Below are 17,873 nucleotides of genomic sequence, written 5' to 3'. Positions count from 1 at the left end.
TTGGCTACTGTTACGCATTCGCGCAGCAAGACCCTCAGGTCTGACTCAGTTCGGCTCATTGCCGGAGGACTCTTCGTCGTCGGGGACCAGTGCCTCGATTACTTCGCGAGCGCTGACGCGCCTTATGGCAACAATCTCGGGAACATCTTCATTCGAGTAATCGAAAATGAACTCGACCGGGTCGCCAGGTGCAAATCCGCTGACATCGACATGGTGCGCGACGGAAAAGTTCATCTGCATGATCGGCCAGCCGGTTTCGTTGACCGGAGTGTGAGTGATCTCGATGGTTCGGTTTGCGGAATCCAGCGAAAGGATCGACCCAAAGGCTGGTGCGACCCTCGGGCCGAGCGCGGCTCCGAGTGCATCCGGATCTGCGATCTCTTCCTGTGAAACGGGTGAGGCTGGCGCACAGGACACAAGACCCAGAGGAGCAAGTGCCAGTGATCCGGCGAAAACTGCATATCTGATCATACGGACTTCCCCCTTTGCTTCATCCGGCAATCCTGATCGGTCCGGACCAGAGTGCGATTGAGCTGAGTTCAATACGCACCGCATCCTTCTCTCCCTCATAGCGTCAATCGCCGGGGATTTCCACTTGAGCATTGGCTGGGGCCGGAGAAGCCGGACAGGGAGCTATTGGCGTGCTGCTGTCTGGCATGTGCCTTTGGTTCTCTATCTTTCCTACCATTGGCCATCGATAGAAGTGCTTTTCTAGCTGGTTTCTAGCTGGAACAGGAAAGTGTTCCGTGGCCAAAGCATTGCTGGCTTCTATCTCATTGAAATAATGAAAGAAAAACTGGAGCGGGTGAAGAGAATCGAACTCTCGTCGTCAGCTTGGGAAGCTGCTGCTCTACCATTGAGCTACACCCGCGCGCCGAAGGGTATTTGAGCCCGTTTCTGCTGCGGCGCAAGAGGGCTGGGCATGCCGCTGGCGCCCGGGGCCGGATGCGGCTAGAAGGCGGGCCATGAACGGATTTCTTGCAGTCGCGGCAGGCGGCGCCCTCGGCGCAGCCATGCGCCATGGGGTGGGCCAGTTTGCGGTGCGTCACATGCCGGACCATTGGCCCTACGGCACGTTTGCCGTGAACATTATTGGCAGCTTTTTCATGGGCTTCCTGATCAGCTGGCTTGCGTTTCGCGGGCAGGGTGGACCACAGGAGCTCCGGTTGTTCCTGGCGACCGGTTTGCTTGGCGGCTTTACCACGTTTTCGGCTTTTTCGCTTGAAGTGGCGAACTTCGTCCGCGCTGGGGATATGACCCGGGCGGCGGCTTATGCCGCCCTGTCGGTCTGCCTGGGCCTGATCGCACTGTTCATTGGTTTGTGGCTGGCCCGGAAGGTGTTCGCATGAGCGGTCAGGTCATCACCGAAACTGTTACTTCCAAGGAGGAGGGCGCGCGTCTTGACCGGTGGGTTAAGCGACGCGTGCAGCTGACCCAGGGGCAGATTGAGAAATTGCTCCGTACCGGGCAGATCCGGGTGGACGGCGCGCGGGCGAAATCCAACACTCGTCTCTCAGCGGGTATGCAGGTGCGCCTGCCCATCCTCAGCACCGATGAGGCGCGTCCGGCGCCCGACAAGACCGCGAAAGTGTCGAAGGAAGACCGCGATTTCCTGCGCGAGATCACCCTCTACGAAGACGACGACATGATCGCCCTCAACAAGCCTGCCGGTCTTGCCGTGCAGGGCGGATCGGGGCAGGGCAAGCACATCGACGGCATGCTGGCATCGCTGAGCGACGGCACGCACCGGCCGGTTCTGGTGCACCGTCTGGACAAGGACACGTCTGGTGTTCTGTTGATCGCGAAACATCCCGCATCGGCCGCCCGTCTGGCTGAGCTCTTCCGCAGCCGCGACATGGACAAGATCTACTGGGCGGTGACGGTCGGCGTCCCCAATCCCCCCTTCGGCCAGATCCGCTGCTGGATGGTCAAAGGCGTACCGGATGAAAACGACGAAGACGGCTACCGCGTCGTGAACCCGAAAGCGCGCGGCCGCCGGGATGCTGATCGCGAACGAATGTTCCGCTCCGCGCAGGGCGTTGAAGGCGCGCGACACTCGATCACCGACTATGCGGTCATTTCTACCGCGGGTCAGCGCGCCGCCTGGGTCGCATTGAAACCGTCGACCGGCCGTATGCACCAGCTGCGCTTCCACATGCTGGAAATGAACACATCCATTCTGGGTGACTTCAAGTACCAGTGCCGCCGTGAAGTGCCGCAGGGCCTCGCGCCCGGCCTGCACCTTCATGCCCGCGCGCTGGTCATTCCCCGCCCGAACGGCAAGCCGCTGAAAGTCGTGGCGCCGCTGCCGCCGCACATGAAGCAGACCTTCGAAGCGCTCGGCTTCCTGGAGCAGGAGGCGGGCAAGGATCCGCTCGCTCCATTCGTCTGATACGGGAAGCCGATGACAGATCTTCGCCTTGCCATCTGGGATGTCGACGGAACGATCGTCGATAGCCGCGAGACGATCCACAATGTGATGACGGAGGCTTTCCGCCAGTCCGGACTGACCCCGCCGGAGTATGACGATACACGTCGTATAGTCGGTCTTAGTCTGCATGAAGCCTGCAGCCAGTTGGCGCCAGGAGTTGCCGGTGCCGAGCTTGACCGCCTTGTTCAGGTCTACCGGGAAAGCTGGGTCCGGGCCCGTGGCCGGGCCGACTTTCATGAGCCGCTTTACGAAGGCGCGCTGGAAACGCTGCAAGCATTGCAGTCCGAAGGCTGGCTGATCGCCATGGCCACCGGCAAGACGCGGGCGGGCATTGCCAGCCTGTTCGAGCGGCACAGGCTGGAGCATTTCTTCGACACGATCTGGTGTGCCGATGACGGCCCCGGCAAGCCGCACCCGCACATGGTGCTGCAGGCAATGGATGCGCTCGGCATGGAACCCCATGCGAGCCTCATGATCGGCGACGCAATCCATGACATCGCGATGGGGCGCGCTGCTGGCGTGCGCACACTTGGTGTCAGCTGGGGCTTTGGTGCCGCGCATGAGCTGGAAGAGGCCGGCGCGCACGAAGTGCACCATGAATTCAACACCTTGCAGGAGAGCGTCTTGAATTTCGCTCCCGCTCCGGCGGAACGGTAGACCGGGACACCGTTGCCTCTTGGAAACCGTGGCCGCACGGCGTACATGCCGGGCCATGACGATTTCTCCTTCCGACAAGCCTAAGCGCTTTTACAAAGAAGCCGCCGCCGAGCAGATGCCAGGTGGCTGGACCGTGGCCCTCGACGGGCGCACCATCAAGACACCCGCCCGCGCTGCGCTTTGCGTGCCCAGCCAGCGGCTGGCCCGTGCCATCGCCGCTGAGTGGAACGCGCAGGGCGAGATCATCGATCTTGCCGCCATGCACCTGACGCGTCTTGCCAATGTCGCCATCGACCGCACGCCGGAAACGCGTGAGGAAATGGCCGACGAGCTGGCGCGTTACTGCGAGACGGACCTTCTGTGCCATATCGCTGAAGGACCGGAAGAGTTGATCGAGCGGGAAGAGGCCTACTGGCGCCCTGTCCGCGACTGGGCCGGGCAGGAACTGGACATCCTCCTCGTGCCGGTGGAGGGCCTTCTGGCCTCGCCGCAGCCGGATGCATCTCTGGAGGCCGCGCGTATGGTCGCGTTGGAAATGGATGATTTCCGCCTGACCGGGACATTGTTCGGCTGCGGTCTGTTCGGGTCTGCGCTACTCGCGCTGGCGGTAGCCGAAGGCCAGCTCTCCGCAGCGGACGCGTTCGAAGTCTCCCGCGTCGACGAGGCATGGCAGATCGAGCAGTGGGGCGAGGATGAGGAAGCCAAAGCCGCCACAGAAGCGCGCCGCAAGGAAGCGCGCGCTCTGGAGACCTGGATGCGGGGGCTCCGCTAAATTTCAAACAAGACAATTTGAACCGCATGGGAGGAAAACATGGCGGACAATGGATATGTGGACGGAAAAGTCATCGTCGTTACGGGCGGCGGCGGCGGCTTTGGACGCCTGATTTCACAACAGGCCAGCGAGCGCGGCGCAAAAATGGTCTGCGCCGACATCAACATCGAGGCGGCTGAAGAAACGGCAGAGCTGGTGCGCTCTGCCGGAGGTGAAGCGATCGCTGTGAAAGCAGATGTGACGTCCGCCGAGGATATGGCCGCGCTGGCGGCGAAAGCGGTCGAGACGTTTGGCCAGATCGATGTGATGATAAACAATGCGGGGATCATGCCGCTTGCGTTCTTTGCCGATCACAAGGAAGCGCTCGGCGCCTGGCACCGCTGCATCGACATCAATTTCCGAGGTGTACTGAACGGCATGGTGGCGGTGCACGACCAGATGCTGTCGCAGGGACGCGGGCACATCATCAATGTCTCGTCGATCTATGGGAACTTCCCGGTCGTCGGAGCCGGCGTGTACGGTGCTACCAAGGCGGCTGTGAACTTCCTCTCGGAATCCCTGCGCATGGAGTCTCGTGGCCGGATCAAGGTGACGATTGTGAAGCCCACGGGCGTGCCGGGGACCGGGCTTGGTGCCGGCGTGATCAATCCTGACGCGGTTGTCGGTATCGTCGGTCAGAACATCATGGAATTCAGCACGGCTGTTGGCGCTCTGCGCGAAGGCAAGCTTGATGGCCTGGCACTCGATCCGGAGAATATCGACTATCTGGTTCTCGACCCGGCCTTTATTGCGCGCGAAGTGCTGCACGCCATAGACCAGCCATGGGGCGTATCAGTCGGGGAAGTCACCGTTCGGGCTGCGGGCGATCACTATCTGCTTTAAAGATCATATTACAGGATATTCCGGGCCGGATTGGCGGCGGTGAAATTGCTCAGATTCGGCAATGCCGCGGCGATTTCGCTGTCGTTCAATCCGAACCACCTTCCCATCGGTTCAGCATACTGTTCCACGGATATCGTCGGGATCAGGCGTCCATGGCCGGAATCCTGCTCATGATCAAACGCAGGGGGCGGAACATCGCCGTAGATGCGTTGTCCCTGGACGGCCCCGCCGACCACCAAATGGTGCGAGCCCCATCCGTGGTCTGTACCATCTCCGTTTGCAGCCAATGTGCGCCCGAAGTCCGAGGCTGTGAATGTCGTCACGCTGTTTCCGATCCCCAGCTCCTGCATGGCGGAATGGAATGCGGTCATCGCCTCAGAGACCTCTGACAGGCGTTCCGGTAGATTTGCTGCCTGGGAGGAGTGTGTGTCGAATCCACCGGTAGCGGCAAAGAAGACTTGGCGGCGTACTGACAGGCTGTCACGGATCGCAATTGCGTTTGCAATCGCACGCAACTGCGACCCGAGATAGGTTTTCGGGAATTGCGTGGAAAGCGGGACAAGGTTCTTTACAGCCTGGTTGTAGGATTCATTCAGAACCACCGACTTGTCGGCAATCCTGGCAACGTCCCGGCCAATAAAATTGCTCTGGTCGTAGTCTGCTGCAGAGAAATGCCGGCGAAGAAGATTCGACGTGTTGGAATTATTGAACTCGGTCAGTAGTCCGATCTCGTCGGCACCATTGAGGCCGACCTGGTACGGAAGTACTTCCTGCCCGGTGAGGAAAAGTTCGTTGCCCACGGCTGTGATCGTGCTGAATTCCCGATTCGAGTTTGCTCCGGACACAATCGCTGCATCGGCAAAGCGCCCGCCCCATCCGTACTGGGCTCCTTCAGGGGCGCTCGCCACCCAGGTGGACTGCTGGTCGTTGTGTGAAAACAGCCGCTTGGGAATCTGTGCTGAGTTGTTTTGCCATTGTGTTCGATTGAGCGGACGGATCAAAGGGCCGGTATTGGCAACGAACGCCGCATCGCCGGATTGGAACAGACCGTGCAGGCCGCTCATTTCAGGCGGCATTGCGAACTGGCGTCCGCCAAAATCCCCGGAATTGACCGGTGACAACGGCAGCAACTGGTTCCGGTCGCGGCTGCCATTGTACCCGCTGAACATCGATGTGCGGATATTCCGGAAACTGTCATAGGAGCTCTGGTCATAGGGTAACAGCACGTCGTGCGTGTCACATCCGCCCAGCATGAATATGCAGACGAGCGCTTTGTAACCCGTAACCTCAGCTGCATTCGCGGCCTGGAAGCCGTTCATGGCATTGCCGAGCGTTGTGAGGGTTGCCGCGCCAAAAGCGCCAGCGCCGATACCCTTGAGGAGATGCCTGCGGGAAAGCTTCATGTCCGTCTCCTAGCGCTGCACGAGATAATCAGGGGACGTCATGACCATCAGGACGGCGGTCCCGATCCGGGTCAATGGACCATCATAACCGGCAACGTTTTCATTGGTCAGCGGTATGGACTGTACCGTCTGAACGATATTGTTTTTGGTTGTGTCGCTCAGCTGACCGGATGCCAATAGCAGATCGAGGTGATCCAACAGGGCTGCGGGGTTGTTGGCCAGGGCCCGCTCGTCTGCGTAATTCGGAATGAAACTCGAGCTGTATTGGGCTTTGCCGTTGAGCGCTTCGGCGAAGGCGTAGTACGCCATGAAGTTAGCGTATCCTACCAGAGTTGCGCTGTTCGTGATCTGGAGTTCCGGTACGGTCATGCCCGCAGAGCCGGTGAGGCTGCCTGGTGCAACATATCCGGGGCGATAGAAGTTGAACACCGAGGGGGATTCATAAGGGGACTGGCCGAGTTCGGCGCTTGTTGCCGGAGTGAAGGGATCGAAAGAATCCTGCGGCGTCACCGCAGAGGCATCGAAGGCGCGTGCCCATTGGGCAAAGCGAATGGCAGGCTCCCGGACCTTGCCGAATGTGTCGAAGGCAAGCATTTGATCTGACCGTGCTTCAGCGTCCATCAGGATGGCTGCCACCATGGTTTGCATGTTGCCGCGCCGGCCGTCGCCAATGGCAGTGCCATCCGGCAGCGTATACCGCCCGGTTTCAAATGCCGTTGCCACCCGGTCGACATAGGCAGGTGAAGGGGAGCTGGTCACCAGCCGCTGTATCATCTGGCGGCTGAGGAAGGGACCGAGGTTCGGGTGCTGGAACAGCGTGTCGAGTGCGATCTCAATGCTTTGCGTTCCGCTCGTGCCGGCCGGAATCGTGGTGCCGAGGAAAGTTTTCTCCGATGTGGAATGATAGGCAGGGAACATCTTCATGGGTGTCGACTGAAGGCTCTCGGGTTCATTCCAGAGGGAGGCGTAGAAGTCGTTGGTATTGAGGCTGAGGCCAGTAAACACTTTTGCGAGACCGGTAACGTCGGTGTTGTCGTAAGTCGGGATTGGCTGGCCATCGGCGCCGATCTTTTCCGTGCCGTCATGGTTCAACTCGTTGAGTCCAATCGTGAACAATTGCATGATTTCGCGCGCATAGTTTTCGTCTGGCATGCGCTGTGTGACGGGGTTTTCCTTCTCGCTGCGGAAATAGGTCAAATAGAGGCCCATGGCGGGAGAGTAGGTGATCTCTTCCAGGATATCCCGGTAGTTTCCGAAGGCATTCCGTGTAAGGATGTCCTGGTAATAGGCGACTGCGCGCGGGCGATTGCGGGTCATGGTGGAGGTGTCGTGGTGGGAAACCACAATGATCTGTGAAAGGGCGTAGGCCACCCGCTGGCGCAGCTGATCGTCGGCCGTTATTGCGTTGATCCAGAAAGAGTGTGTTGGTGCGGCACCGCCGCGACCATTGATGTAGCCTTCGACCGTTCGAGAGCTGGGCACTTCCATGTAGTTGATGACCCAGTTCAGGTTAAGACTCGCTGGCTTGGCGAATTCCTTGACGAGCCAGTCCGAGGCGCTGGTGCCGGTCAACGCGTCGATATCTTCCGTTGTCGGGCCAAATGTTGCCTGGGTCAGAAAGCGGGATGTGCTTTCCGGTGTCGCGAAGCCGGAATCTCCCTGCGTGGCCGGCGGTGGCGGAGGCGGCGGAGGAGGTGGGGGAGGTGGAGAAATAGGCGTTGTTACGCTGCCGCCGGTGTCTCCACCGCTGCTCGTGCCGCTGCTGCCACCGCCGCATGCAGTCATCAGTACCGCGAGGGATACAGCTGTAGCTTTCCAGGCCAATGATTTCTTCATGGCTCCACCATCCGTTCTGGATTGTCGGTTTAGTCACCCGCATGCCTGTGTCACGGAGTTTCGTCACCTTAATTATCGGAATGGTTTGAAAAATTGCAGTTCTGCGTCCTTTACGTGCTGCTTTGTTCGCCTGATGCACGAATTTGGATGAAGCAGTAGGTTTCGGTAGCGAAACGAAAGCGGCGATACCAAATTCATCCGACAACGGGAAATGAACGCTCATTTCAGACACGGTTCTGGTGCGGTATGATTTCTGAGAGCCATGATGAAACACGTCATGACTTCTGGAGCGGCCGCCGTTGCCCTTGCTGCGTCGTCCCTCCTCGCTCTGCCCGCTGCAGCGGAAAGCCCGCCGGTCCGTGCTGCCATCGGCACCAGTATCGGTGACAATTCTACGCTCTTCATCGAAATCGGACACCGCGGCGATGATTATCGTCCGGCCGCATATAGTTATCGCGGCGCCTCACGTGGTTACGCTCCCAACTATCGTGACCGTATGAGCCGAGATGCGATCCAGGCATGCCGGAAAGGCATCAAGAGGGAAGCATACAGATTGGGATTCCGTGATGTTGACTTTGACAGTCGTGCCTGGGCCCAGCCTTTCGGACGGCGCGGTTACACGGTTCGCTTCCGCGAGGTGGAGTTCGAAGGTCGGCGGCACGATTTCGACAGGAGCGTTAGCTGCACCGTCAGAAATGGCTGGGTGACGGACATTCAGGGGATACCCCACCGCGGTGGTGGACCTCGCTCTGAAGGACGCAGAAGGCGCTATTAAATCTCGTCCATGCCTCGCACCAAAACAGCTGAAACGCTCCGGACCGAACATCCGGGGCGTTTTGGTACCCGCGACCGGCTTAATCCGGCTTTCCCTTGCGTAACGGATTGTGGGGGCAAATGACGCGCAAACCCTGTTCGTCGATTTAAAGTGAATGCTGTATTTGCTCTGGGTTGACCGAAACGCGGGCAATCGCCTTCCATTCGCCAGGCTGGCCGCGCCGGAAATGCGGATGGTTGGGCAATTGTTCCTGACGATGTGGATCGATTGTATCCGCCGGGAAATCTGGCCAAATAGCGCTGACGCAAGGGCAATCCGCGAGGGCAGCGACCAGATAGCCGACAGCATGCCCTTGCCAAGTCATGTGGTGCGACTATCAAGCACTTCGGACAATACATGTGACACTCTTTTGGCAAGGAACCGGGTCGGATGCAGGACGTGATCGAAGCGCTGGAGCAGAAACGGGAACAGGCACGCCTCGGCGGCGGCGAGCGGCGGATCGAATCCCAGCATGCCAAAGGCAAGCTGACAGCCCGCGAGCGGATCTCTGTCCTGCTCGATGAAGGCAGCTTCGAAGAGTACGACATGTTCGTGGAGCACCAGTGCTCCGATTTCGGCATGGAAAGCCAGCGCATCCCGGGTGACGGTGTCGTCACCGGCCAGGGCACCGTGAATGGCCGCCTCGTCTATGTCTTTTCTAAAGACTTTACCGTTTTCGGCGGTTCGCTCTCCAAGGCCCACGCCGCGAAGATCGTGAAGGTGCAACAGGCTGCGGCCCGTGTCGGCGCGCCGGTCATCGGCATTTTCGATGCTGGCGGCGCACGTATCCAGGAAGGCGTCGACTCGCTGGCTGGCTATGCTGACATCTTCATGGAGAACGTGCTCTCCTCCGGCGTGATCCCGCAGATCTCTGTCATCATGGGCCCGTGCGCCGGCGGTGACGTCTATTCCCCGGCCATGACGGACTTCATCTTCATGGTGAAAGATACCTCCTACATGTACGTGACCGGCCCGGACGTCGTGAAAACCGTGACGAATGAGGAAGTCACCCACGAGACGCTCGGCGGTGCCTCCGTGCACGCGGCCAAGTCCGGCGTGGTGGACGGCGCGTTCGAGAACGACATCGAAGCGCTGGTGCAGATGCGCCGCCTGATCGACTTTCTGCCGGGTTCCAACCGCGAAGACCCTCCGGTCCGCGATGTGTTCGACGATGTGGAGCGCATCGACGAGAGCCTCGACACGCTGATCCCGCCGAACCCGAACTCGCCTTACGACATGCGTGAGCTGATCGAGAAGGTGGCCGACGAAGGCGACTTCTTCGAGATCAGCCCGAAATTCGGCGCCAACGTGCTCTGCGGCTTTGGCCGGATCGAAGGCTCGACCGTCGGTTTCGTCGCCAACCAGCCGATGACGCTGGCCGGTGTTCTGGACATCGATGCCTCGCGCAAGGCCGCGCGCTTCGTGCGCTTCTGCGACTGCTTCAACATCCCGATCGTCACCTTCGTGGACGTGCCGGGCTTCATGCCGGGCACCAAGCAGGAATATGGTGGTCTCATCAAGCACGGCGCGAAACTGCTGTTCGCCTATGCCGAGGCGACCGTGCCGAAAGTCACCGTCATTACACGGAAGGCCTATGGCGGCGCGTACGACGTGATGAGCTCCAAGCACCTGCGCGGCGATGTGAACTATGCCTGGCCGACGGCTGAGATCGCTGTGATGGGCGCCAAGGGCGCGGTCGAGATCATCTTCCGCAAAGACATCGGCGATGCCGAGAAGATCGCCGAGCACACGAAGATGTACGAAGACAACTTTGCCAACCCGTATGTCGCCGCGCGCAAGGGCTATATCGACGACATCATCATGCCGCACTCAACCCGCCGCCGCGTCGCCAAGTCGCTGCGCACGCTGAAGAACAAGCAGCTGGAAAACCCCTGGAAGAAGCACGATAACATTCCGCTGTAATTTGCGACTGTTACCGCTGCCGTCAGCGTATCCGGATGGGGTAGTAGAGTTCGACCGCCTCATCGAGGACGTGCGGATAGTCTGAGTGCTGTCCGCACATTGCCCAGTCCGTCACGCGCGTTTCACCATCCAGTTCGAAACGTGCCCTGACGGTCCAGTAGTAAACCGTTTTTGCCTCAAGCGGATCGGGCAGGATGTAGTCGGGTGTGTCGAGAGCGTCTGCCCGGTGAACTTCCCGCAAGCCATCGTCGAATATGCGGAAGTCGTACTGCAGCGAACCCTCCGGCACTGCAAGCGTGTCACCACTGCGAGTTGCGGGTACCGGTTGCCAGCTGAACGATGGCGTGTTGGTCTCAACACGCGCTGGCACGCATGCGCTGGGATTGAACCTTTTGTCCGATGGCGGGGTGCCCGATGCATTAAGCGGGTTCAGCGCCCAGACCAGATCGTCACCAAACGTCGCGACCTTGTTGGACGGCGCCACCGCAACAAGGCGATAGGCAGTCCCTCCTTCAGTTCTGGTACTGTGCCGATAGAGCCGGGCGGTGTAATCCACCATCCTTTCGGCCGCTCTTTTCAAGGCATCTTCCAGTTCCGATGCGAACAGGGGGCTGCCTTTGTCCCGCCAGTGTTCGAGACTGTATGTTGGCTGGATCACTGGAAACTTCCGGTGCTGGATCACATAGTCCACCGCCCCGGGATGCTGCCCTCCGGTCAGTACGATCTCATCTCCTTTGGCCGGAAAATCCTGGGTGACGGGCCTTGCGAAAGTCAGCTCAGAGACGATTGCCAGGCTGTAGTACAGCTTTCCGTCTTCGCGCACAGGGTAGAGGCCGAATTTGTCGATGCCCACAGCAAGTACCGGTCCGTGCTCTTCTCCCGGCGGCGGAACTGCGGAGAGGGCCGCTTTGGACAGGGTTGCCTCGGGTGAAAGCTGGTCCGCGCCGATCACAGGTGTGCCAGCGACCAGCCATTGACTGTAGGCTTTGCTACGAACGAACGCCGGTTCTGCTTCTCCCGGGTGCCCGGTGTCGACGGAAGGAGCGTCCTGAGGAAGAGACGCCAATTCGGTCTCGAGTTTGGCAATCAGTTCAGCGAGCGGGCGGATATCTCCCAGATCCCGTTTGATATCTTCGGCAAGGTTTTTCCGGTTGTTCTCTTCCACCATCTCCGCAGTGCCGACAGCGGCGCCGACCGCTGCACCGGCCGCGACGGTGACGATCACCGAGGTGATGAACAAGCCGCAGACAAGCCCTCCGATTGGGTCTCCCTCACACCCGCGCATGTCGGGCCAGTCTTCTGCAAACGCTTCGGCAACAAGACCGGCGCCTACGAATGCGCCGGAGACGGGGTCAGCAATTTCGGCAAGTGAAGTCCGGATTGACAGCCCGTCCGGTGCTGGCGCAGCCAAAATCCGCGCTTCGCTCAGCAAGGCGCGAGAGTCTTCACTGATATAAGGCGCAGCGTTCAGGATAAGTATCTTTTCTCGCGCAACTCCGTTCATGCCTGCTGAGCGGCGTCCGCGGCCCATCCAGTCACCTTTGCGCAGGTCGCCGCTTTTCACATAGTCGGCGCCAATGGATCGCGGGACCTGGAGCTCGGCATAGCCGGGTTGACGGAAGGTGCGTTCAGACTTCGTAGCGCATCCCGATACAGTCAACGCGGTGGCAGCAAGCGAGGCGATTATCAGGCCGGGTTTCATTTCATGCTCCAATCCGGAGGAGCTTTTTATTATGTGGAATAAAATACATTATGGAAGCGCTGCCGGATGGTTTTCGGAGGGCGATTTCTCCATCATTCAACTTTCGTGGGGTATGTGATCGTTCGGCTTCAACGACAGGCTGATCCCCGTACTTCACGGGGCTCGCTGAGGCTGCTACGTCCAGGCTGAAGAAGGGCACTCAAGTGAATACAGCCATCATCGGAGACGTGCACGGAGCGCTCGGGCCATTGGACGCGCTGGTGGAGAAGCTGAGGCTTGGCGCCGGTGACCGGCTGGTCTTTGTGGGAGACCTTGTCGACAAGGGGCCGGACCCGGCAGGCGTGGTCAAATTTGTCCGACAGCTGAGCGAGACAGCCCCCTTTGAGGTGATCCTCATCGAGGGCAATCATGAAGACAGGCACAGGCGCTATCACATCAACACGATCGAGCGTCCGAAAGTGGCCCGTGAGATGGCCGCGGATGCGCTTGAGCTGCCGGCGCTGGACGCCGAACTGTCCGTTGCCGACCGCGCTTTCCTTGCCACGGCCATACCGTTCCTGCGCCTGCCGGAATGGGGCGTGTTGGTTGTGCATGGCGGCATTCCCGGCACGCTGCGCAGGTTCCCGGAAACAGTGGAAGAGGCGCAGCAGTGGCATGGCAAACGGGCCAAGGCGTTTCGCAAGGTGCTTCGAACAAGATATGTTTCGTCAGAAACCGGAGAGTACCTTGCGTTGGGGGACAATCAGCTGGGCGACCCGTTCTGGGCGGAGGTTTACGATGGCCGGTTCGGCCATGTCGTTTTCGGCCATCAACCGTGGCTGAGTGGACCTGCCTGTTTCAGCCATGCCACCGGCATCGATACGGCCGCGGTTCATGGCGGCGAACTGACTGCGCTCGTCTTGCCGGAAGACGGCAATCCATATTTCGAAAGCGTGCCGGGCATCGACTATGCTCCCCGGAAAACAAGCGACTGGCCGAGCCATCCGGGCGGGGAGTTGAAGCTCGCCCGCCCGCTTCGATAACAATCTGAGGATTGGTAATTTTCGGCGAACTATTGAAAGCGCTCACGCCTGTTTTCGGTGCGGTGCTTCACGCTTGCGGCGCGCGAAATGGGACTGATTTTTTTCAGTAGGACTTCAGCAGACTGCTTTGATACGTAAAATGCCGACGATTCGCGGGCACGGAAATCCGGCTGCGTTCAGTCTGATGGTTGCCGTGGATGATCAACATGCCCGTTTTCAAGCGCGTCTTTGGAATGGATCAGCGCGTGGGTCCTGCCTGGCCGGCGTCCGTCGACCCTGTTGGCCGGGACGTACATCATTATCAGGATGGCTTGACGTCCCTGGAGTACATGATTGATGGCGCGCCGGAGTTGCGGCCGCTGATCGTCTTGCAGTCTCTGGAAATGTGCAGCTGGCCGACCGAAATCTTTTGCCGCACAGCCAATTCAGCAGGTTTTCGCGTCATTTCCATTCGCCGTCCGGGCTTTGGCGCGAATTCGCCGCTGACTGACCTGGATGCCCAGGCCAGCCTGATCAGGAATTTTATCGGGGAAATGGGCCTTGAAGATGTGGTTCTGGTCGGGCTCGGCTGCTCGAACCCCATCTGCGAACGCGTGACCCTGTCCGGAGATTCGCGAGTCACGTTCAGCGTCTTCTCAAATTGCGCTTTCAACTACGATCAAATGGGCGAGTTCCAGCCGGAATGGATCGCCAAAGCGCTGGAGCAGGCCCTTACCAGTCCGGCTGGCGGGCGGTTGTCGCTGATGGCATTGAAGAGTTCGTGGGGCGTTTTCGGGCAGACCTGGGTCTTCGAGAATCTGTGGCGCAAGAGCCTTGGCGACATCGCTTTCCTGCGGAACAATTCCGAACTGATGTCGGAAGCCATTTCCATGCTGCAGGCGCGCCTGGATGTGCCAACATTCATGTTCGAATTGGCTAATGCCCTGATTGATGACCCGATTTTGTCGGATGGCTGCTTCAGGGACGTCCCGGCAATAACCGTTTCGGGCACCGAGACGACGTCCAGCTGGAAGACCGGCGTCGAGCACGAAGCAGAGCGGCTTGGCCTTCCTCCGGTCGCTTACCTGTCGTCCGGCGACATGTCCGTGATCTACCAGTCAGCCGATGAGTTCTTCTCGGTTCTGACCGACGCGCTCTGATCAACATTACGAATTGCACATAACAGAAAGTGGTTCACGCATCAGTAACCACTCCAGCCCATTCTGCGGACAGTTAATTTTCCTGCCCGTATTGTTAATGAGGATGCGTTATGGCGAAGAACACTGTGCGCTGGGGCGCAGATGTCGGTTGTCAGACCAAGGTGAAGCCGCTGGAGCTTCGCAATGACCTGGCCGAACATGGCCTGAAAGGAAAGCGCGCCAAGGGCGAGCTTGGAATCAGCCGCCATATGACCCGCAAGGATGCCAAGGCCGATGCCCAGGACGGCTTGCCCGTGTCCGAGGCCATCACACAGGATCAGTGGAGCGAGCGCGAGCAGATGATCGCTGAGCGCGCCGAGGAAGTGCGCCGCGGCCTCGGCACATGGATGTCCACGGCTTCTGCGACGGTCCGCAACTATATTGCCGACTATACACCCATCGATATTCATCCCGACCAGCTGCGTGAGGCGATCAAGTCGGAAGAAAACGAATACCGCCACTACGAGACGGACGACACGACGGAGGCGAAGGAATCGCACTCTGCAGCGATTATCGAACTGCAGCAGTTCCGCGCCCGTCATGGCGACCGGATCGGTGACCGCACGCCGGACATCAAGAAGAATGTCGAACAGGCGATTGCGATTCTCGTTTTCATCATGATCCTGGAAGGCGGCTTCAATGCGCTCCTGTTCAAGGATGCGCAGGCAAACGGCCTGATCGGCGGCATGATGATCGCCTTCGGCGTCAGCGCCGTGAACGTGAGCGTGGGCGTTGTCGCCGGCTTCTTCGGCCTGCGTTACGCCTTCAACCACGCCAATATCGGCTGGCGAATCTTCGGCGGCACGATCGCGACGGTCTGCATTGTGGCCGGCCTGCTGTTGAACTTCTTCGTCGCGCATTTCCGCGACGCTGTGGAGACCGGTCTAATTGCAGCGGACGCTGCCGGAGAGATGGGGGCGTTCTCGCTCTTCTCCATCTCGCCGACCGAAGTGTTCAAGTCGATGTTCCCGAACATCTTTGCGCTCGACAGCTTTATTGCGCTCGGCCTGTTGTTCATGGGGCTGACGGTTTTCGGGCTTGCCATCTATGAAGGCTATGACCGCATTTCCGACCGCTATCCGGGCTATGGCCGCGTGTGGCGCAAGGAGCGCAAGGCCTATGAACGCCGCCAGCAGGTCCGCAATGCTGTGCGCGATGACCTGTCGGATTACTTCACCAATTGCCGCCAGTGGTTCGAGACCCAGCAGTCGCGCCACGTCGCCGCCAAGCGCGAGATCGAGAAGGCGATGAACCTGCTCGATGCCCGCCGTGACTTCGCCATCGCGATTGCGTCCCGCGCCGCCGATCAGGAGCGCAGCCTGAAAGTGGCGTACCGTCAGGCGCATCGCCGGGCTCGTAATGCGAACCGCGATCGCCTTGGCGACCAGGCCCCGTGCCCGGCCTATTTTGACGAGATCGTCACGCCGCAGCTGCCGTCCTACGAGATGGCCAAGGAGCGTGAGCAGGCGCAGGCCGCGATGAAGACCATCGACAACAACATCACGGCGCTGAACATCTGCCGTGAATGGCTGGAACAGCACATCCAGCAGGTCCAGCAGGGCCTGTCCTCCATCGAGAAGAAAGTCGTCGAAGAAATCGGCAAGGTCCGTGAGGTCAAACAGGTCAAGGGTTCCACCCATGTGCCTGTTGACCAGGCCCGCCGCGCCTGAGGAGATAACCGGTCATGGCACGTCGCAGGAGTACTCGAGGTCCCTGGTTCTGGCGTGGCACCATCGGTGCCATGCTGACCGGCGTGTTCGGCCTGTTTGCGCTGGTCGCTTTCAGCCAGCCGCCGGCCGTGGCGCCGGACACCAGCTGCCGTCTGGATCACAAGGACCCGGCGCACACGATCCTGCTGATCGACCAGTCTGACCCCTTCAATCCGAACGACATGGACTGGGTACGTGAGCTTGTGAACGAAGAGGCTCGCGCTCTGCCGAAGTTCGGCAAGCTGAGCGTGATGGTTCCCAATGCGGCGTCGCCTTACAACCCAAAAGTTCTGTACACGTCCTGCTCGCCGGGCAGCGCAGCGGCGGCGAACCCGATCACGCAGAACCCGAAAATGATCGAACAGTCCTGGCAGAAGAAATTCTACCAGCCGCTGGTCGGCACGGTGGAAGAAGCGCTGATGGACAAGGAGCAGCCGAGCTCACCGCTCAGCGAAGCGATCTATTCCATCTCCGACCGCGCAGACTTCCAGCCACAACAGGCCGGGCGCCGCGTCGTGCTCGTGTCAGACCTGATGCAGCATTCCGGCGGCTTCTCCTTCTACAAGAAGGGCGCCGACTATGACGCCTATCTGGAATCGGAACTGGCCGAGACGAAGCCGAAGCTCGAAGGCGTCGACGTCGTCGCCCGCGTCGTCCCCCGCCAGATCTATGACCTGCCGGTCGCAGACGTGAAAGGCTTCTGGCGCGCCTACTTCAACGACGCCGGCGCGACCTACGGCTCTGTGAACTAGTCCTCGAACACGCCAATCACAGGCACATGGTCTGACGGCTTCTCCAGCGCGCGGGCCTTGCGGTAGATTTCGACGGATTGGAGCCGGTCGGCGGCTTGCGGGGAGACCAGCAAATGGTCGATCCGGATGCCGTGATCCTTCTGGAAGGCGCCGCCCTGATAGTCCCAGAATGTGTACTGGTGGGCGCGGCCGTCGGTGATCTCGAAGGCGTCCGCCATGCCGAGGTTCTTGATCCGGCGGAAGGCTTCGCGCGTTTCGGGCAGAGCGAGGGCATCATCGGCCCATTTGGTCTCGTCCCAGCAATCCACGGCCGTCGGGATCGTGTTGTAGTCGCCGCAGAGGACATAAGGCTCCTCGGCCTTCAGCCGCTCGCGGGCATGGCCCAGCAGGCATTCCATCCATTCGAGCTTGTAGTCGAATTTAGGCCCCGGCGCCGGATTGCCGTTCGGCAGATAGAGCCCGCCGACGCGGAAAGGTGTCTCGGCCATGACCAGCGCCTCGATGAAGCGGGCCTGGTCGTCCTCCATGGTGGAGAGGCCTTTGGTCACATCCTCCAGCGGATATTTCGAGAGAAGGGCCACGCCATTATAGGATTTCTGGCCCAGCACGGCACAGTTCCAGCCGGCTTCTTCCAGTTCCATGTAGGGAAAGGCATCCGTCTCGCACTTCAGTTCCTGAAGGCAAACGACATCGCAATCGATGTTCTGCAGCACTTCCTGCACAGTCGGGAAGCGCGCTTTGATCGAATTGACGTTCCAAGTGGCAATACGCATGCGCTGACCTTTAAGCAGC

The 17,873-nt window shown here is 59.8% G+C and carries 15 protein-coding genes and 1 tRNA gene; 10 read left to right on the top strand and 6 right to left on the bottom strand.

Features of this window, described 5'->3' with window-relative positions; all coding sequences use genetic code 11:
- Positions 1–45: 45 nt before the first annotated feature.
- Entirely contained in the window at positions 46–471 is a 426-nt protein-coding gene (locus R3C98_RS09360) for a copper-binding protein (protein WP_051600085.1), read from the bottom strand.
- A 326-nt stretch (positions 472–797) separates the two neighbouring features.
- A tRNA-Gly gene (locus R3C98_RS09355) sits at positions 798–871 on the bottom strand.
- 94 nt (positions 872–965) lie between these two features.
- Between R3C98_RS09355 and crcB the strand changes: the two genes are divergently transcribed.
- From crcB to R3C98_RS09330, 5 genes are read left to right on the top strand one after another with little or no spacing between them, the layout of a single operon-like run.
- Entirely contained in the window at positions 966–1,349 is a 384-nt protein-coding gene (crcB, locus tag R3C98_RS09350) for a fluoride efflux transporter CrcB (protein ID WP_371313841.1), read from the top strand.
- A complete protein-coding gene (locus R3C98_RS09345) occupies positions 1,346–2,392 on the top strand; it encodes an RluA family pseudouridine synthase (protein ID WP_371313840.1) in 1,047 nt (348 codons plus the stop codon). The genes crcB and R3C98_RS09345 overlap by 4 nt, the downstream gene beginning before the upstream one ends.
- 12 nt (positions 2,393–2,404) lie before the next feature.
- The gene (locus R3C98_RS09340) at positions 2,405–3,088 is read left to right on the top strand and encodes an HAD-IA family hydrolase (protein ID WP_371313839.1); all 684 of its coding nucleotides are present in this window, start codon (positions 2,405–2,407) and stop codon (positions 3,086–3,088) included.
- A 55-nt stretch (positions 3,089–3,143) separates the two neighbouring features.
- Positions 3,144–3,860: an ATP12 family chaperone protein gene (locus R3C98_RS09335; RefSeq protein WP_371313838.1), complete on the top strand. Its 717-nt coding sequence runs from the start codon at positions 3,144–3,146 to the stop codon at positions 3,858–3,860.
- A 39-nt stretch (positions 3,861–3,899) separates the two neighbouring features.
- Positions 3,900–4,742 (top strand): SDR family oxidoreductase, encoded by an 843-nt coding sequence (locus R3C98_RS09330; protein WP_371313837.1) that lies wholly within the window; start codon positions 3,900–3,902, stop codon positions 4,740–4,742.
- An 8-nt stretch (positions 4,743–4,750) separates the two neighbouring features.
- Here the strand turns inward: R3C98_RS09330 and R3C98_RS09325 are convergent, their stop codons facing one another.
- Together R3C98_RS09325 and R3C98_RS09320 are read right to left on the bottom strand one after the other, a co-directional pair.
- Entirely contained in the window at positions 4,751–6,145 is a 1,395-nt protein-coding gene (locus tag R3C98_RS09325; protein WP_371313836.1) for a DUF1501 domain-containing protein, read from the bottom strand.
- Between the two features lie 9 nt (positions 6,146–6,154).
- Positions 6,155–7,981 (bottom strand): DUF1800 family protein, encoded by a 1,827-nt coding sequence (locus tag R3C98_RS09320; protein WP_371313835.1) that lies wholly within the window; start codon positions 7,979–7,981, stop codon positions 6,155–6,157.
- Positions 7,982–9,185: 1,204 nt separating this feature from the next.
- Between R3C98_RS09320 and R3C98_RS09315 the strand changes: the two genes are divergently transcribed.
- Complete coding sequence (locus R3C98_RS09315) at positions 9,186–10,718, top strand: acyl-CoA carboxylase subunit beta (RefSeq protein ID WP_321489958.1); 1,533 nt, start codon at positions 9,186–9,188, stop codon at positions 10,716–10,718.
- 22 nt (positions 10,719–10,740) lie between these two features.
- Here R3C98_RS09315 and R3C98_RS09310 read toward each other — a convergent pair whose 3' ends face one another.
- Positions 10,741–12,420: a hypothetical protein gene (locus R3C98_RS09310; protein ID WP_371313834.1), complete on the bottom strand. Its 1,680-nt coding sequence runs from the start codon at positions 12,418–12,420 to the stop codon at positions 10,741–10,743.
- A 203-nt stretch (positions 12,421–12,623) separates the two neighbouring features.
- Here R3C98_RS09310 and R3C98_RS09305 point away from each other — a divergent pair, with 203 nt between their 5' ends.
- The 4 genes from R3C98_RS09305 (at position 12,624) to R3C98_RS09290 (ending at position 17,081) form a co-directional block, all read left to right on the top strand.
- Positions 12,624–13,442, top strand: coding sequence for a metallophosphoesterase family protein (locus R3C98_RS09305; RefSeq protein WP_371313833.1), 819 nt, complete (start codon positions 12,624–12,626; stop codon positions 13,440–13,442).
- A 206-nt stretch (positions 13,443–13,648) separates the two neighbouring features.
- The gene (locus tag R3C98_RS09300; RefSeq protein WP_371313832.1) at positions 13,649–14,581 is read left to right on the top strand and encodes an alpha/beta fold hydrolase; all 933 of its coding nucleotides are present in this window, start codon (positions 13,649–13,651) and stop codon (positions 14,579–14,581) included.
- Between the two features lie 110 nt (positions 14,582–14,691).
- A complete protein-coding gene (locus tag R3C98_RS09295) occupies positions 14,692–16,290 on the top strand; it encodes a hypothetical protein (RefSeq protein ID WP_371313831.1) in 1,599 nt (532 codons plus the stop codon).
- Between the two features lie 14 nt (positions 16,291–16,304).
- Positions 16,305–17,081, top strand: coding sequence for a hypothetical protein (locus tag R3C98_RS09290; protein ID WP_371313830.1), 777 nt, complete (start codon positions 16,305–16,307; stop codon positions 17,079–17,081).
- On the opposite strand, the gene xth is transcribed toward R3C98_RS09290, so the two are convergent.
- Complete coding sequence (xth, locus tag R3C98_RS09285) at positions 17,078–17,854, bottom strand: exodeoxyribonuclease III (RefSeq protein ID WP_371313829.1); 777 nt, start codon at positions 17,852–17,854, stop codon at positions 17,078–17,080. The genes R3C98_RS09290 and xth overlap by 4 nt on opposite strands.
- Between the last annotated feature and the right edge of the window lie 19 nt (positions 17,855–17,873).

Source organism: Hyphomonas sp., from assembly GCF_041398465.1.
Classification (GTDB): domain Bacteria; phylum Pseudomonadota; class Alphaproteobacteria; order Caulobacterales; family Hyphomonadaceae; genus Hyphomonas.
Note: the sequence above shows the minus strand (reverse complement) of the source record. Positions and strands in the feature narration are given on the sequence as shown.

What these genes read in the sequence shown, in the direction of transcription:
- R3C98_RS09360 (WP_051600085.1), bottom strand. Translation starts at nt 471, where the DNA reads ATGATCAGATATGCAGTTTTCGCCGGATCACTGGCACTTGCTCCTCTG.
- crcB (WP_371313841.1), top strand. Translation starts at nt 966, where the DNA reads ATGAACGGATTTCTTGCAGTCGCGGCAGGCGGCGCCCTCGGCGCAGCC.
- R3C98_RS09345 (WP_371313840.1), top strand. Translation starts at nt 1,346, where the DNA reads ATGAGCGGTCAGGTCATCACCGAAACTGTTACTTCCAAGGAGGAGGGC.
- R3C98_RS09340 (WP_371313839.1), top strand. Translation starts at nt 2,405, where the DNA reads ATGACAGATCTTCGCCTTGCCATCTGGGATGTCGACGGAACGATCGTC.
- R3C98_RS09335 (WP_371313838.1), top strand. Translation starts at nt 3,144, where the DNA reads ATGACGATTTCTCCTTCCGACAAGCCTAAGCGCTTTTACAAAGAAGCC.
- R3C98_RS09330 (WP_371313837.1), top strand. Translation starts at nt 3,900, where the DNA reads ATGGCGGACAATGGATATGTGGACGGAAAAGTCATCGTCGTTACGGGC.
- R3C98_RS09325 (WP_371313836.1), bottom strand. Translation starts at nt 6,145, where the DNA reads ATGAAGCTTTCCCGCAGGCATCTCCTCAAGGGTATCGGCGCTGGCGCT.
- R3C98_RS09320 (WP_371313835.1), bottom strand. Translation starts at nt 7,981, where the DNA reads ATGAAGAAATCATTGGCCTGGAAAGCTACAGCTGTATCCCTCGCGGTA.
- R3C98_RS09315 (WP_321489958.1), top strand. Translation starts at nt 9,186, where the DNA reads ATGCAGGACGTGATCGAAGCGCTGGAGCAGAAACGGGAACAGGCACGC.
- R3C98_RS09310 (WP_371313834.1), bottom strand. Translation starts at nt 12,420, where the DNA reads ATGAAACCCGGCCTGATAATCGCCTCGCTTGCTGCCACCGCGTTGACT.
- R3C98_RS09300 (WP_371313832.1), top strand. Translation starts at nt 13,649, where the DNA reads ATGCCCGTTTTCAAGCGCGTCTTTGGAATGGATCAGCGCGTGGGTCCT.
- R3C98_RS09295 (WP_371313831.1), top strand. Translation starts at nt 14,692, where the DNA reads ATGGCGAAGAACACTGTGCGCTGGGGCGCAGATGTCGGTTGTCAGACC.
- R3C98_RS09290 (WP_371313830.1), top strand. Translation starts at nt 16,305, where the DNA reads ATGGCACGTCGCAGGAGTACTCGAGGTCCCTGGTTCTGGCGTGGCACC.
- xth (WP_371313829.1), bottom strand. Translation starts at nt 17,854, where the DNA reads ATGCGTATTGCCACTTGGAACGTCAATTCGATCAAAGCGCGCTTCCCG.